A 14,581-nucleotide genomic window follows, 5' to 3' on the forward strand; every position below is an offset into this window, starting at 1 on the left:
GCCGGTTTTTGTTGCAGCCTGCGCAAAAAACAGGCCTGCGACAGGTTTCGGTCGCAGGCCTGGATCGGGCGAGGGAACGGCCGTCGTCAGGGGTGCTTGATGAAGGTCCCGTTGTTCAACTCGTTCACCGCCTGGCGCAGTTCGGCCTGCGTGTTCATGACGATCGGTCCGTACCAGGCGACCGGCTCGGCGATCGGCTTGCCGGAGATCAGCAGGAAGCGGATGCCCTGCTCGCCGGCCTGGATGGTGACCTCGTCGCCGGAGTCGAAGAGCACCAGCGACCGGTCGCCGGTCTGGTCGCGGATGAAGACCTCCTCGTCGCCGAGGCCCTTCTCGACCAGCACGCCAAACGGCTGCGACGCGTCGCGGAAGGAGCCCGAGCCCTCGAAGACGTAGGCGAAGGCATGGCGGGTGGTCTCCACCGGCAGCACCTTGCGCTTGCCCGGCGGCACCCAGATGTCGAGGTAGCGCGGGTCGGCGGCAACGCCCTCGACCGGTCCCTTCTTGCCCCAGAACTCGCCGGTGACGACCCGCACGATCGTGCCGTCGTCCTCGACGATCTCCGGGATTTCGCCGGCCGTGATGTCCTGGTAGCGCGGCGCCGTCATCTTGTGGGAGGAGGGCAGGTTCGCCCAAAGCTGGAAACCGTGCATCCGGCCCGCCGCGTCGCCCTGCGGCATCTCCTGGTGCATGATGCCGCTGCCTGCCGTCATCCACTGGACGTCGCCGGCGCCAAGCGTGCCGCGGTTGCCGAGGCTGTCGCCGTGCTCGACGGTTCCGGACAGCACATAGGTGATCGTCTCGATGCCGCGATGGGGATGCCACGGGAAACCGGCGAGATAATCCTCCGGCCGGTCGTTGCGGAAATCGTCAAAGAGCAGGAAGGGGTCGAAGGGCGCGGTTTCACCGAAGCCGAAAGCCCGGTGCAACTTGACGCCGGCGCCTTCGACATGCGGTTGCGCCTGGGTGACGCTGTGAACGGGGCGGAGCGACATGATCGGCTCTCCTGTCGTGGGTTTGCTTGCGAACAGATGCGGTTAGTTCGGGTGGAGACGCAAGGTTTTCAAGGAGAGCATGGCAGCGATGCGCCGGGGGCGCGGACGGTGCCGGTTTGTCCGCGCCGCCGGTCTTGAGACGGCTAGGCGCGCGACGCCGCCCAGTTGGCGATCTGGCGCCACAGGGGGGCGTAGCCTTTCCAGTTGACGAATTCCGGGGGCGCCCAGTGCGGTCCGCAATCCGAGGCGAAGGCGACGGCGCGGCCCTTGCCGTACGTTCCGGCAACGATGAGCGGGTCGTCTCCGGCCGTTGCAACGACCTCGGCATCGGGCTTCGCCGTCAGCTTGTTGTAGCCGAGGAGAGCCGGCCACTTGGTTCCGATACCGGCGACGATCGGATGCTTGCGGGCGACGACCCTGGGTGCCGCGCCCTGCGGCGCCTCGACCCGGTCGTCATGCGGCGAGATCGCGACGGGCAGGGCCTCTTCCACCGGCGACCCGTGATACCGGCCCTTGGCGTCGATCCCCTGGAAGGTCAGGTAGCCGCCGACCATCACCAGTCCGCCGCCGTTCGAGACGTAGTCGCGGATCGCCTCGAGCCGGTTGGGCACCGACTTGAACCGGAAGAAGGTGTCCGGATGAAGAGTCAGCGTGTTGGTGCCGATGTCGCTGAGCAGCACACAGTCATAGGCCTTCAGTTCCTTGGCGGTCATCGGGAAGTCGCGCGCCGCGACATGCGACGGCTGGTAGTCGACCTGCCATCCCCCGCCCTCCAGCGCGGCCCGCAGCCACGCGACGCCCTCCGCGTATTCGGTAGTGGTGAACGAGTCGAAACCCTTCTGGTGGATGCTGTGCACCGTCCAGGATTCGCCTGCGATCAGGATGCGCGGAGCCTTGGCCATGGAAGTCCTCTCTCTTGGGGAATGGAGCACGGCAATTCAGGACGCAGGGCAATGCGTCCGGGCCGCGTCAGGGTGTGAAATGGTGGGCGGTACTGGGATTGAACCAGTGACCCCTCCCGTGTGAAGGGAGTGCTCTCCCGCTGAGCTAACCGCCCGCCGCAACCGGACGGGATATGCCGGTCGCGCGCGGTTCCTGTCAAGACGATGCGGGCGCGATCGTCGCGCCCGGTGGAGATCAGGCGGTCCGGCTATTGCCAGACGTTCGGGACTTCGGCGTCTGCCTTCAACTCGCCGGCGCTCTCGCAGAAGTCGTCCGACGCGGCGTTGCCTTCGGCCAGGAACAGTCCGTAGGTCGTGCCGAGGCGGAAGAAGACGGCGGTCCGCCATTGCTCCGCTTCCGCGTCGGTCATGCCCTCCGGCGCCGGCGAGGTCGCATCGACCAGGCCTTCCGAGAACTTGGCATCGTCGAGTTCGTAGCCGTCGCAGATCTTCGTCACCGCTGCCTGGAAGGCGAGGTTGTTCAGGCGCGCGAACTGCTTGTCGGAGAGGATGGGTTCCTGTCCATCGACGGCGTCGGCCCAGGCTTCGTCGAGCCGGTCGTCATCCGCCAGGGCGATTGTCGATACACCTGCCATGACAAGCGCCACCGCCAGCGCGATGGCCCGTCCTGATGTCTTCGCCGCAACCGGCGTGCCCTTAATGCGCATAGATTTTCCAGGTCCAGTTGGAGTTATAAGCGCCATCGTATCGGTAGCAGGCCTGTTGGGCCGGATAGCAGGTAATGCCGCTCTTGGGGCTGAACGGCTGTGCCCGCGGTGGCGGCGGCGGGGCAACATAGATCTGCTTCGGATGGGTCTTGGTATCGGAAACCGCCGCGCCGATGACGGCCCCGGCGACCAGCCCGCCGATGATGGCGGCGCCGACATTGGCATTCTTGTTGTCGTTGTGCTTCTTCGCTTCGGCCGGCACGCCGGACAGCGTCGCTGCGATCGCAAAGGCCAACGCAGGCAGAATCGTCAGTCTGCTCATGTCGCTCTCCCTGTGCGCCGGCCGTGGCGACCGGCGCTCCGATCAAGCTTCTAGGTCAGTGTCGCCGGACCCGCAATGGGAACGCGCGGAGACGGTTGCGAGGGCGTTACCGTGTCGATCCCAGCACCGAGGTCGCCGCGTCGAAAAGGGCGTCGAAGTGGTCGATGACCCGGTCCGGGCCGAGGTTGCGGACGGACACGGCGCTGTAGCCGAAGGACACTGCGACGACGGGGATCCCGGCCGCCTTGGCGGTGCGGATATCGACGTCCGAGTCGCCGACCATCACCGCAAGCCGCGGGTCGCCGCCGGCGCTGCGGATGGTTTCGATCAGGTGGCCGGGATCGGGCTTGCGGACTCCGTAGGTATCCTGGCCGGCAATCACGGCGAAGCGGTCGGCGAGGTCGAGTTGCTCGAGCAGCGACCGCGACATCCCCTCCAACTTGTTGGTGCAGACCGCCAGCCGCCAGCCGGCCGCCGCGAAGCGGTCGAGCGATTCGGGAACGCCCGGAAACGGCTTGCTGGTGTCGGCCAGATGGTCGGAATAGTAGGCGATGAACCGCGCGAATAGTGCGTCGAGCCGGGCCTCGTCGACGGTGTCCCCGCTGGCCTCGATCCCCTTGACCAGCATGGCGCGGGCGCCGTGGCCGACCATGGTCAGCGCCTGGGCGCGTTCGACAGGGGGCAGCGCCTCTTCGGCGAGGATGACGTTGAGGGTGGCGACGAGGTCACTGGCCGTGTCGACCAGCGTTCCGTCGAGGTCGAGGGCAAGGGTCGGTCGGATGTCGGTCATGAAGCGAAAATTCCGGGTGGGGGAGGATACCGGCGCCCGGTCTTGAAAAACCGCCCGGGGCCCTGATGTTGCGCTAGACTCGGCCGCGCGGACCGCGAAATGCGTATTCCGCTCGCCATGTCGTGGTTGGCATGGCACGCCGGGGCCGTAGATGCTAACAAGCCGGCCGGAAAATCAAGGCAGGCCGATAACGCTGCCGGTGCCGGCAAAAGGGCCGGCCGCAGTCTGGAGACGGCAATGACCGCCAAGGTGGTTGGCAACGACGATGAGCGCCTCCGCGCTGCCGAAGGCGCGCTGGACGAGGTCCGCGACGGCATGAAGCTGGGTCTCGGCAGCGGGCGCACGGCCGAACACTTCGTCAAGGCGCTTGGCGCCAGGGTGCGAGATGGCTTGTCGATCGTTGGCGTGCCGACATCCGAGAACACCGCGCGGCTGGCCGGGTCGGTCGGTATTCCCCTGACGACTCTCGACGAGCAGCCGGCGCTCGACCTTACTGTCGATGGCGCCGATGAGATCGATCGCTCCTTCCGGCTGATCAAGGGTGGTGGCGGCGCGCTGCTGCGCGAGAAGATCGTCGCCGCCGCTTCGGCGAAGATGGTCGTGATCGTCGATGCCGGCAAGCTGGTCGATACCCTTGGCGCCTTTCCGCTGCCGATCGAGGTGTTGCCGTTCGGTCTCGGCGCGACCCGTATCGCGATCGAGTCGGCCGCGACCCGGCTCGGACTGACCGGAGACCTGGCACTGCGTCAGAGGGACGGCCGGACTTTCGTCACCGACGGCGGCCATCATATTATCGACGCATCCTTCGGCCGTATTCCGGATCCCGAAGCCCTGGCGACGGCGCTTTCCGCGATACCGGGTGTCATGGAGCACGGTCTTTTTCTCAACATGGCTTCGGTCGCCATCGTCGGACGGGACGATGGCGTCGAGAAGTTGTCCCGATGACTGCAATTCCACCAACAGGAGCCCGATCAATGTTGTCGATCAGAAATGTCTCGCGCGCCGCGGTCCTTGCGCTCGCGATGGGCGTGGTCGTTCCGGCCAGCGCGCAGGAGATCACCCAGAGCCACATCGATGCCGCCCTCGACGCGCTGCGCGCCTCGCCGGCATCGCGCAGCTATGACGATCTCCTTCCCGCCGTCGCCGAGCAGGTGAAGAGCCAGTTGATCCTGATGCGGCCGGATCTCCATTCGCAGATCAGCGCGACCGTCGACACGGTGGTCCTGGCGCTTGTGCCGCGCCGCAACGATCTCGACAACGACGTCGCCCGGGTCTGGGCGAAGGGCTTCACCGAGGACGAACTCGTTACCATCGCCACCTTTTACGAGAGCCCGGCGGGACAGAAGTTCAACCGCATCGGCCCGACCGTGATCTCCGACGCCTTCCAGGTCGCGGAGAACTGGGCCAAGCGGGTGCGCGAGGAGCTTCTCGAAAAGACCCGCGAAGCGTTGAAGCAGGAAGGCGTCGAGTTCTGAGCCCGACCGTTTTCCATCGCCCGTATCGAGGCGCTTCCCAGTGAATTACGACTACGATTTCTTCGTCATCGGCGCCGGTTCGGGCGGCGTTCGCGCCGCCCGGATCGCTGCCCAACACGGTGCGCGGGTCGCTATCGCTGAAGACGACAAGGTCGGCGGCACCTGCGTCATCCGGGGTTGCGTTCCGAAGAAGCTCTTCGTTCACGCGGCCCATTTCGCCGACGAACTCGAAGACTCGATCGGCTTCGGCTGGACGACCAAGGGCGTGAAATTCGACTGGCCGACGCTCCGCGACAACGTCAATGCCGATACCGACTGGCTGAGCGGCATCTACATCCGCAACCTCGAGCGCTCGGGCGCCGAGCTGATCCGTTCCCGTGCTGTCCTGGAGGATGCCCACACCATTCGCCTTGTCGGCGAAGACCGGTCGGTGACGGCGAAATACATTCTCATCGCCACCGGCGGCCGGCCGGTTGTCGACGAGTCGGTGCCGGGTTTCGAGCACGCGATCGTCTCGGATGATCTCTTCCATCTCGAACGCCTGCCGCGACGGATGGTGATCATTGGCGGTGGTTACATCGCGCTGGAATTCGCGGCGATCTTCAACGCCTTCGCGGTGGAGACCACGGTCGCCCATCGCGGCGCCGACATCCTGCGCGGTTTCGATGCCGATGTCCGCAAGGCGGTTCATGCGGCGCTCGAGCATCGCGGTATCGACGTGTCCTGCGGCACCAAGATCACGCGGATCGAGCGGAAGGATGACGGTCTCGTCGCCACGACGACCGGCGGCGATGAACTCGCGGCCGATCAGGTCCTCTTCGCCATTGGCCGTTCCCCCAACACCGTCGGTCTCGGGCTGGAGGAGGCGGGCGTCGTGTCCGAACCGGACGGGCGGATCGAGGTCGATCGCTACTCCCGCACCAATGTCGAAAGCATCTACGCCGTGGGCGACGTCACCAATCGCATCCAGCTCACTCCCATCGCGATCCGCGAGGGCGAGGCGGTGGCCGACACGCTGTTCGGCGGCCGGCCAACGGCGCTCGATCATGCCGACATACCGACCGCCGTGTTCACCCAGCCGGAGGTCGGCACCGTCGGCCTGACCGAGGAAGCGGCCAAGGCGGCGCACGATGCCGTCGATATCTACAAGGCGAGCTTCAAGCCGCTGCACCACCGCGTCGCCGGGCGCGAGGAGCGGATGCTCCTCAAGCTGGTGGTCGATGGCGACACCGATCGCGTTCTCGGCTTCCACGGCGTCGGCGACGGCGCCGCCGAAATGGCGCAGCTCGTCGCCGTCGCCATCAAGATGGGCGCCACCAAGGCGGATTTCGACGCGACCGTTGCGCTCCACCCGACCCAGAGCGAGGAACTCGTCACCATGCGCTCGCCGGTCGAGCGGCATCGCACCCCCGTGGCGCTGCCGGAACCCGCGCCGGCGAAATAGGGGCTGGGCCCGTTGTCGGGCCGACAGGTGAACCCGCCGCGTTATGGGCGGCTCGGCGGCCGCTGCCGGAGTTATGGAAATGGCCGGCGGCCGCGTGTATAACCCGCCCGCGCGGGCGGCATCGGCCACCGGTGTGAGGCTTGGGCCGCGTGTCGCGGCGATCAGGAGTTGAGTCGATGATCAAGGCGTGGACCCCGGATGGCTGGCGCGCGAAGCCGATCGAGCAGGTGCCGGTCTACACCGACCCGGCTGCCCTGGCGGCTGTCGAGGAGCGGATTTCTACCTATCCGCCGCTGGTCTTTGCCGGCGAGGCGCGCAAGCTGAAGCAGGGCCTGGCCCGGGTTGCCGCTGGCGAAGCCTTCCTGCTCCAGGGTGGCGACTGCGCCGAGAGCTTTGCCGAGCACCGGGCGGACAACATCCGCGATTTCTTCCGCGTCTTCCTGCAGATGGCGGTGGTGCTCACCTTCGCCGGCGGCGTGCCGGTGCTGAAGGTCGGCCGTATCGCCGGCCAGTTCGCCAAGCCGCGCTCGGCGCCGACCGAGAAGAGCGGCGACATCGTGTTGCCGAGCTACCGCGGCGATATCATCAACGGCATCGATTTCGACGAGGCCTCGCGCAATCCCGACCCCAACCGGATCGAGATGGCCTATCGCCAGTCCGCGGCAACGCTGAATCTCCTGCGCGCCTTTGCCCAGGGTGGCTACGCCAACCTTGACCATGTCCATCAGTGGATGCTGGGCTTCGTCGGCGAGAGCCCGCAGGGCCATCGCTACCAGGAATTGGCGGACCGCATCTCCGAGACGATGGATTTCATGCGCGCCTGCGGCGTCGACGCCGACACCGTGCCGCAACTCCGCTCGACCGATTTCTTCACCAGCCACGAGGCGCTGCTGCTTGGTTTCGAGCAGGCGATGACCCGCATCGATTCGACCAGCGGCAACTGGTACGCCACCTCCGGCCACATGGTCTGGATCGGCGACCGCACCCGTCAACCGGACCACGCGCATATCGAATATTGCCGGGGCATCAAGAATCCGATCGGGCTGAAATGCGGCCCGTCGCTGTCGCCCGAGGGACTGATCGAACTGATCAACATCCTCAATCCCGACAACGAGCCGGGACGCCTGACCCTCATCTGCCGCTTCGGCGCCGACAACGTCGCCGACAAGTTGCCGGCGCTGGTCCGCGCGGTGGAGCGCGAGGGGCGGTCGGTGGTGTGGTCCTGCGACCCCATGCACGGCAACACCATCAAGGCGGCGAGCGGCTACAAGACCCGTCCGTTCGAACTGGTGCTGCGCGAGGTCGAGAACTTCTTCGCCGTCCACCGCGCCGAGGGGACGCATCCCGGCGGCGTCCACATCGAGATGACCGGCAAGAACGTCACCGAGTGCACCGGCGGCGCCCGCGCCATCTCGGACGCCGATCTCAAGGATCGCTACCACACCCACTGCGATCCGCGCCTCAACGCCGACCAGTCGCTGGAACTCGCCTTCCTCATCGCCGAGTTGCTGAAGCGCGACCGCCGCGAGCAGGCCAGGCGCAAACCGGCCGCCGCCAACGCCTGATCGTCGGCGCCGCTGATTTGTGCCGCGGCCCTTAGACGACCTCGTCGTTCACTGTCACGATTCCGATCGGCCGGAACCCCCGATCGTATCGGACGAGACGTCCTTTCCGCCCCAGATCGCTCGACAGGGCCGCTCGCCGAGGACGTCGTCATCGGGAGCGGAGCGAGGTTGGCGTTTCACGGCCTGGACAACCGGCACCTCGCCTTCCTGCCTTGCGCCTCTGCGAAGTCGGCCCGCTTAACCGTCAAACGGGAATCACATTGCTGTACGTCCTCAAAGTTGTGCATTATACAAATGCAATCAATGAGGGAGGAAACAATGGACATTCTAGCGGTTCAGCGTGCCCTGAAAGCTCAGGGTTTCGATCCGGGGCCACTCGACGGTATCTGGGGCCGGCTGACGGCTGCGGCGGTGAAGGCATTCCAGCGCAAGAACGGGCTGCCGGTCGGTCTTCTGACCCCTGAGACGGAACGCGCGATCCTTGCAAACGCGCCTGCGCAGTTACAGCAGACCGGGCTGGTCTGGTACGACGAGGCAATGCGCCTTATGGGCACAGCCGAGCGTCCCGGTCCGCCGAGCAATCCAGTCATTCTCGATTGGGCCGAAGATCTCGACCTTGCTTATGGCGATGACGATATTCCCTGGTGCGGCCTCTTCGTCGCGCATTGCATCGGTTCGATGCTGCAGGACGAGGCATTGCCAAACGGCCCGCTCGGAGCCCGGAACTGGCTGAAATTCGGTCGGCAGAGCCGTCCGGCTCTGGGGGCGGTTCTCGTCTTCTGGCGGGTGGCTCGCGACAGTTGGCAGGGGCATGTCGGGTTCTATGCCGGCGAGGACAATGACACGCTGAAGGTGCTTGGGGGCAACCAGTCGAACCGTGTCAGTTATGCCCGCATCTCAAAGTCCCGACTGTTGGGCGCCCGCTGGCCTAAGACCGCGTCGGCCGTCGGCTACGGTCCCATCGTCGATGACCTCGGCGGCATGGCGACCGGCGGCTCGGAAGCCTGAGACGCGTTCGGTCGTATCGGTTCTGCGATTGCTCCTCGTCCGTCGCCGCGCTAAACCGGCGATATGACAGCAGACCTGACCGATACGATCCGGATCACCGTCGCCCAGCTCGACTCGGTGGTCGGCGACATTGACGGAAACCTCGAGAAGGCCCGGGCGGCGCGGCGGACCGCCGCGGCGGCCGGGGCCGATCTTGTCGTCTTCTCCGAACTGTTCATCGCCGGCTATCCGCCGGAAGACTTGGTTCTCAAGCCAGCCTTCCAGGACGCCTGTCGCAGGGCTGTGGAGGCCTTCGCCGCCGACACCGCCGATGGCGGCCCCGGCGTCGTTATCGGTACGCCCTGGCCCGAAGACGGCAAGGTCTACAACGCCGTCGCGTTGCTCGACGGCGGCGCGGTTCAGGCGATGCGCTACAAGGTCGAACTCCCCAATTACGGAGTTTTCGACGAGTTGCGGGTGTTCGAGCCCGGCCCGCTGCCCGGTCCGGTCGGCTTCCGCGGCCTGCGGCTCGGCCTGCCGATCTGCGAGGACATCTGGTTCGAGCAGGTCTGCGAATGCCTGCTTGAGACGGGCGCCGAGATGCTGGTTGTCCCGAACGGCTCGCCCTACTGGCAGGGCAAGGCCGATGCCCGGCAGCAGGTCGCCATCGCCCGCGTCGTCGAGACCGGCCTGCCGATGGTCTATGTCAATCAATGCGGCGGCCAGGACGAACTGGTATTCGACGGCGGCTCCTTCGGCCTGCATGGCGACCGCACGCTGGCCTTCCAGATGCCGCAACTGGCCGAAGCGATCGAGACATTCACTTGGACACGCGATGCCACCCTCGGATGGCGCTGCGCCGACGGCCGTTTCGCCGAGCTTCCAGATCTGCAGCATGCCAACTGGCAGGCTTGCGTCCTCGGCCTGCGCGACTACGTCAACAAGACCGGCTTCCCGGGTGTCGTGCTGGGGCTCTCCGGCGGCATCGATTCCGCCGTGGTCGCGGCGATGGCGGTCGATGCGCTGGGCCCGGAGCGGGTCCATTGCGTCATGCTGCCTTATCACTACACCTCCGGCGAGAGCCTGAGCGATGCCGCCGCGCTCGCCGCCAATCTCGGCGTGCGCTACGACACCGTGCCGATCGCCGGTCCGGTCGAGGGTTTTGAGGCGGCGCTGAAGCCGATGTTTGGCGACAGTCCCCCCGATACGACGGAGGAGAATCTCCAGTCCCGGACCCGCGGCACGATCCTGATGGCGATCTCGAACAAGTTCGGCGCGATGGTGCTGACCACCGGCAACAAGTCGGAGAACTCCGTCGGCTACGCGACGCTCTATGGCGACATGAATGGTGGCTTCAACCCGATCAAGGACCTCTACAAGACCGAGGTCTACAAGCTGGCGAGCTGGCGCAATGCGCACCACCCGGCCGGCGCCATCGGACCCGATGGCGCGCTGATCCCCGAAAACATCATCACCCGCCCGCCCTCGGCCGAACTACGGCCGGACCAGACCGACCAGGATTCGCTGCCGCCCTACGATGTCCTCGACGACATCCTCGAATGCCTCGTCGAGGAGGAGATGCGCATTGCCGACGTAGTGGCGCGCGGCCACGACATCGAGACCGTGCGGCGGATCGAGCGCCTGCTCTATATCGCCGAATACAAGCGCCGGCAGGCGGCGCCCGGGGTCAAGATCACCCGCAAGAATTTCGGCCGCGACCGGCGCTATCCGATCGTAAACAAGTTCCGTGACCGCGACTGACGACCCGCCTCAGCGGTGAAGGCCGAGGTCGGTGGTCAGCGCGGCGTCGTCGATCTCTTCCTCGCCTTCCTTGTCCTCGGTCGGATCCTCCAGCGGATTCTCGCCCTCGGTCTCCTTCAGGCCCTCGGCGGCCAGGCGCCGTTTGCGAAGAATCTCCGCCGCCTTCTGCTTGTCGGTTTCGCTCATCGTTCTTTCCTCGTTTGGCGCGCGCCTTCGGCGCTGAGGGACAACGCGTCGGCGCGTGTACAGGTTCACGATGCCCGTCGATCCTACATCGAAACGCCGGACGTTGGCGAACCAGGGCCGGTCGGGCATTTCGATTGACCGCCTGACTCGCCGGATTCATACTCGCCCGATCTTGTTCGCGAAGGCTGGCACCGGCGTGGCGAACGCGCCGGGAAGCAGGCCGGGGAGGGGTCCCACTCACGGAACGGCCGGTCGATCCGGCCGGTGCGAGGGCCTGCGGATGCGCCATTGCCGGGCACTGCTCATCGCGACCGCCGTCATGCTGGCGCTGGCCGCCGATGCGCGCGCCGAGACAGGCGCCTGCCCGGTGCTCGAGGCACGGCTGGCGGCGCTCGACCGCAGCGCCGACGACTACTGGGACAGCAGCCACCGCGCCACCAACGCGGCCATCGACCGGGCGCGGGCCGAACTCGAACAGGCGATGAGCGCGGCGCGGCGAGAGGGATGCTATGGCGGAGCGCTGTCCACGGGGCGCGCGGCGGGGAGCACCTGCGCCGCGCTGACCGCCCGGACCGACGGGATTCGTACGGAGCTGGAGACGTTGCAGGACGCCTGGCGGGCGGTTGCCGACGATCCCTACGGCGCCGAGCGGCAGCGGTCGCAACTTGTCGCGGACCTGGTCGCAAGCGGGTGTGGCGACCGCGCCGCGTTCGAGCGTGGCGGTCGACGGCGCACCGGCGTGCTTGCCATCATCGGCGGCCGGACCTCTTATCGCGGCTCCTTGCCGGGCGTCGGTTACGGGGGCACCTACCGGACGCTCTGCGTGCGAACGTGCGACGGCTACTTCTTTCCGATCAGCTTCGCCGCCTCGGCCGGCGCCTTTTCGCGGGACGAGGGCGCCTGCCGGGCGCGCTGTCCCGGCAGCGATGTGGCGCTCTATGTCCATCGCAATCCCGGCGAGGACGAGACCCGGATGATGTCGCTCGCCGGTGAACCCTATACGGCGTTGCCGACCGCCTTTCGCTATCGAAAGGAATACGACCCGGCCTGCACCTGTCCGTCGGTGACGGCCGATCCAGGCCAGCCGGCCCTGCCGGCGGCAACAGTGATGACCGGACCGCCGCTGGTGGTCGAGACAAGGGGCAGTGTCCTGACCATCGCCCCGGCGGCCCCATCCGAGCAGCCGACGCAGCCCAAACCGATGCCGCGCCGCGGCGGCACCACCGATCCGGAGACCGCCGACAACCGCGCCGGCAGCTTCACACCCGCCGCGCCGGCCATCCCCACGATTGTCGGAACCCCTGCCGGGAAGGCCGGGAACGGCACCATCCGGGTGGTCGGACCCGCCGGTCCGTTCACCGCCGAGGCACCGGCCGACACGTCCCTTTTCGGGACGCCCCGGCATTGAACGAATTGTGTAAGGAGTTGAACGGTTTGTGTAACCAATTGTGATACCCGTCACTTCCGTCTCGGCCCGACCTTTGCCATCTTTGACGTTATGATCGGGGCTTCGCGGTTCAAGCGATCGTGAATTTCTTCGATATTCCAGTGATTTGCCGCTTCGCGGCTGGGGAGCAAGCAACAGACGTGAGCGCCAGAATCATCAATCGGCCCCGAAGCCGCCGTCTTTTCTGCGTTGCGGCGCTCGGTGCGCTGGTCGCCGTGTCCGGCTGCACCGCATCCAACATGACCAAGGATGGCGAGCCGATCGACCCGCTGGTGGTGGCGATGTATGCCCCGGTTGAGGGCGAGCCCTTCCGCGTTCCGGCCGTGCCGATCGCCAAGGTCGACCCCAAGCTCTACCGCCAGACGGTGACGACCCCGCCGACGATCAGCGCCGAGCCGGGCACCATCGTCGTCGATCCCTATGAGAAATTCCTTTACCTCGTCCAGGAGGGAGGCCAGTCGATCCGCTACGGGATCGGCGTCGGCAAGCAGGGCTTCGCCTGGTCGGGCACCGCCGAGATTCACGACAAGCAGCATTGGCCGAAGTGGTTCCCGCCGCAGGAAATGCAGGAACGCGACGAGTATGCGGCGCAGTTCCCCGATGGCATGGACGGCGGACCGAAGAACCCGCTCGGTTCGCGCGCCATGTATCTCTACGAGGGCAAGTGCAACGCCAATAACCTCCGGTCGCCGAGCTGCCGGGACACGCTCTATCGAATCCACGCGACCAGCGAGCCCCTGTCGATCGGCAAGGCGGTTTCCAGCGGCTGTATCCGGATGTGGAACCAGGACGTGATCGACCTTTACGACCGCGTCCCGATCGGCACCAAGGTCGTGGTGCTCAGCACGGGCGCGCCGCAGTCGATCGAAAGCCCGGCGATGGTCGAGTTGCCGATGCAGATCGGCGAACCGGTCGTCGTCGCCTTGCCGGCATCGCCCGCCATCTGACCGACGGGCGAGGGGACGCGCCCCTGGGCCGCCCTTCGTTGGCGCTGATGGTGCGCGACGGAACCGCCAAGTGTCATCGCCGCAGCGCGGCGTTGCGGGCGTAACCGTCGAGGGCTGGTGCGCGGTGGCTCCCCGCCGGCCTTTGGACCCTCCGCTGATCCTCAACCGCTCGTCCCCGCGAAAGCGGGGATCCAGTCCTTAGGTTGGACGCCAGCATCGGCCGGCTGCGCGTCCATGCCCGACGCCGCCTGGGTCCCCGCTTTCGCGTGGATGAGCGTCGAGGGGGTGCTACGCGGCAGGTCCCGCGGCCTTTGGACACTCCGCCGATCCTCAACCGCTCGTCCCCGCGAAAGCGGGGATCCAGTCCTCAGGCTGGACGCCAGCGTCGGCCGACTGCGCGTCCATGCCCGACGTCGCCTGGGTCCCCGCTTTCGCGGGGATGAGCGTCGAGAGGGTGGATACGCGGTGGTTACGCGGGACCGTGGGAGGTGTCGCGGCATCGCTCTGCATCAGGCATGCTCCATCGTTGCCGCGAGCGCCATGCGCTCCGGTTTGTGGTTGATCCCGCGTGGGCACCAGCTTCGCCGCTTTGCCTACGCTGTTTTTGTCCTTCCCTGTCGCGCCTTGCGGCGCTCCTCGCCTCTTGGAAGACGAGGGGGTGGCGGGTGCTGCTGCAACGCCAACCGGGTAGTCCGAATATGGGCGCTTCAGAAGCACCCGCCGCGGTGGTTTGGGCGAACGCACCGTCTGGGCTGACGGAGGCGAGGCGGCTCCTCAAGGACGGCGCGCCTCTAGACCACCAGGGATGTCCGTCCGGGTTTCCCCTTTGCGGCCTGTCCCAGGCTGACCCCTGTCCGCCTTTAGCGCAGCCTTTGGAGCCTCGCGCGGCCGGCGCGTCTGACGGCGCCGGCTGACGGCTTACGAGCCTCCGTCGATCGCGTGCGAGACGACCGGCGGACACCGCACCCCGCTCCGCCACACGAACGCCTCCGGACGGCGCCCCTCGGTGAGCGGGGATGCGACGAGGATACGGGCGGATCGGACGAGGGGGAT

General features: G+C 66.7%; 14 protein-coding genes and 1 tRNA gene. 8 read left to right on the plus strand and 7 right to left on the minus strand.

All coding sequences use genetic code 11. The annotated features are described in order from the left end of the window. Positions 1 to 86 precede the first annotated feature (86 nt). From BLT60_RS12395 to BLT60_RS12420, 6 genes are all read right to left on the minus strand, one after another. Positions 87 to 995, minus strand: a complete 909-nt coding sequence (locus BLT60_RS12395; protein ID WP_090876742.1) for a pirin family protein — start codon at positions 993 to 995, stop codon at positions 87 to 89. A gap of 143 nt (positions 996 to 1,138) precedes the next feature. Next, positions 1,139 to 1,897 (minus strand): glutamine amidotransferase, encoded by a 759-nt coding sequence (locus tag BLT60_RS12400; protein WP_090876743.1) that lies wholly within the window; start codon positions 1,895 to 1,897, stop codon positions 1,139 to 1,141. Between the two features lie 80 nt (positions 1,898 to 1,977). Further along, positions 1,978 to 2,052: transfer RNA gene (locus tag BLT60_RS12405), tRNA-Val, on the minus strand. A 93-nt stretch (positions 2,053 to 2,145) separates the two neighbouring features. Then, positions 2,146 to 2,604, minus strand: a complete 459-nt coding sequence (locus tag BLT60_RS12410; RefSeq protein WP_090876744.1) for a hypothetical protein — start codon at positions 2,602 to 2,604, stop codon at positions 2,146 to 2,148. Further along, positions 2,594 to 2,926: a hypothetical protein gene (locus BLT60_RS12415; RefSeq protein ID WP_139167822.1), complete on the minus strand. Its 333-nt coding sequence runs from the start codon at positions 2,924 to 2,926 to the stop codon at positions 2,594 to 2,596. Before BLT60_RS12415 ends, BLT60_RS12410 begins: the two co-directional genes overlap by 11 nt. 106 nt (positions 2,927 to 3,032) lie before the next feature. Continuing rightward, positions 3,033 to 3,716: an HAD-IA family hydrolase gene (locus BLT60_RS12420; protein WP_090876746.1), complete on the minus strand. Its 684-nt coding sequence runs from the start codon at positions 3,714 to 3,716 to the stop codon at positions 3,033 to 3,035. A gap of 237 nt (positions 3,717 to 3,953) precedes the next feature. Here BLT60_RS12420 and rpiA point away from each other — a divergent pair, with 237 nt between their 5' ends. The 6 genes from rpiA (at position 3,954) to BLT60_RS12450 (ending at position 10,948) form a co-directional block, all read left to right on the plus strand. Continuing rightward, complete coding sequence (gene rpiA, locus BLT60_RS12425) at positions 3,954 to 4,661, plus strand: ribose-5-phosphate isomerase RpiA (RefSeq protein WP_090876747.1); 708 nt, start codon at positions 3,954 to 3,956, stop codon at positions 4,659 to 4,661. 29 nt (positions 4,662 to 4,690) lie between these two features. Beyond that, entirely contained in the window at positions 4,691 to 5,191 is a 501-nt protein-coding gene (locus tag BLT60_RS12430) for a DUF2059 domain-containing protein (RefSeq protein WP_175478404.1), read from the plus strand. A 40-nt stretch (positions 5,192 to 5,231) separates the two neighbouring features. Continuing rightward, complete coding sequence (gor, locus tag BLT60_RS12435) at positions 5,232 to 6,635, plus strand: glutathione-disulfide reductase (RefSeq protein WP_090876749.1); 1,404 nt, start codon at positions 5,232 to 5,234, stop codon at positions 6,633 to 6,635. Between the two features lie 176 nt (positions 6,636 to 6,811). Continuing rightward, complete coding sequence (locus BLT60_RS12440; protein ID WP_175478405.1) at positions 6,812 to 8,200, plus strand: class II 3-deoxy-7-phosphoheptulonate synthase; 1,389 nt, start codon at positions 6,812 to 6,814, stop codon at positions 8,198 to 8,200. 318 nt (positions 8,201 to 8,518) lie between these two features. Continuing rightward, positions 8,519 to 9,208 (plus strand): NlpC/P60 family protein, encoded by a 690-nt coding sequence (locus BLT60_RS12445; RefSeq protein ID WP_090876750.1) that lies wholly within the window; start codon positions 8,519 to 8,521, stop codon positions 9,206 to 9,208. A 63-nt stretch (positions 9,209 to 9,271) separates the two neighbouring features. Continuing rightward, positions 9,272 to 10,948 (plus strand): NAD+ synthase, encoded by a 1,677-nt coding sequence (locus BLT60_RS12450; protein WP_090876751.1) that lies wholly within the window; start codon positions 9,272 to 9,274, stop codon positions 10,946 to 10,948. Between the two features lie 9 nt (positions 10,949 to 10,957). On the opposite strand, the gene BLT60_RS24360 is transcribed toward BLT60_RS12450, so the two are convergent. Beyond that, complete coding sequence (locus tag BLT60_RS24360; RefSeq protein ID WP_175478407.1) at positions 10,958 to 11,134, minus strand: hypothetical protein; 177 nt, start codon at positions 11,132 to 11,134, stop codon at positions 10,958 to 10,960. A gap of 280 nt (positions 11,135 to 11,414) precedes the next feature. Between BLT60_RS24360 and BLT60_RS12455 the strand changes: the two genes are divergently transcribed. Together BLT60_RS12455 and BLT60_RS12460 are read left to right on the plus strand one after the other, a co-directional pair. Next, complete coding sequence (locus BLT60_RS12455; RefSeq protein ID WP_175478408.1) at positions 11,415 to 12,542, plus strand: DUF2865 domain-containing protein; 1,128 nt, start codon at positions 11,415 to 11,417, stop codon at positions 12,540 to 12,542. A 179-nt stretch (positions 12,543 to 12,721) separates the two neighbouring features. Further along, positions 12,722 to 13,528 carry a L,D-transpeptidase gene (locus tag BLT60_RS12460; RefSeq protein ID WP_244521237.1) on the plus strand — a complete coding sequence of 269 codons (807 nt, stop codon included), beginning with the start codon at positions 12,722 to 12,724 and terminating at the stop codon, positions 13,526 to 13,528. The last annotated feature ends 1,053 nt before the right edge of the window (positions 13,529 to 14,581 follow it).

Source organism: Bauldia litoralis (assembly GCF_900104485.1).
GTDB lineage: Bacteria > Pseudomonadota > Alphaproteobacteria > Rhizobiales > Kaistiaceae > Bauldia > Bauldia litoralis.